The sequence below is a fragment of the Lysobacter sp. TAB13 genome, assembly GCF_052113885.1.
GTDB lineage: Bacteria > Pseudomonadota > Gammaproteobacteria > Xanthomonadales > Xanthomonadaceae > Lysobacter > Lysobacter gummosus.
Window position 1 is genome coordinate 1 of the sequence record NZ_JBFRDR010000403.1, and the last position, 361, is coordinate 361.

Annotated in this window: 1 protein-coding gene and 1 pseudogene; one reads left to right on the top strand and one right to left on the bottom strand. The window is 63.7% G+C overall.

Annotation, left to right across the window (positions count from 1 at the left end):
• Nucleotides 1-97: pseudogene (locus AB4Y92_RS26715) on the bottom strand (glutathione S-transferase); the annotation flags it as partial.
• A gap of 74 nt (nt 98-171) precedes the next feature.
• On the opposite strand from AB4Y92_RS26715, the gene AB4Y92_RS26720 reads away from it, so the two are divergent.
• Nucleotides 172-361 (top strand): hypothetical protein (locus tag AB4Y92_RS26720; RefSeq protein WP_441822366.1); only part of this gene is annotated, 190 nt, incomplete at its 3' end.

The following is a 361-nucleotide window of genomic DNA, read 5'->3' on the forward strand; positions in this document are numbered from 1 at the left end:
ATTCTGTGCGATAGGGCTGGCCGACTTCCTCCAGCATCCAGCGCACGATCCGGCCGCGTGACATTGGGTTTGTGTAGAAGACGAGTTCATCGCTCATGCTGCGTTCCTCCTGTGGCGGGCGAGACTAACCACGACGCATGACCGGGTGGTGATCTCGCCGCCTTCGAGGCCATGGTCTCCGACGGGATTGCGGCCGTCCGCCAGGCCGGCTCCGGCCTCGTGATCCTCGACCCGCAGTACTTTCCGACGGTGAAAGATCCCGAACGCTATCGCAGCTTCGTCGAGGCCATCGCCGACACGGCACGCAGCCGCTCGATCCCCGTTCTCTCGCGCTACAACACGATGCTCGACTGGCATCGGC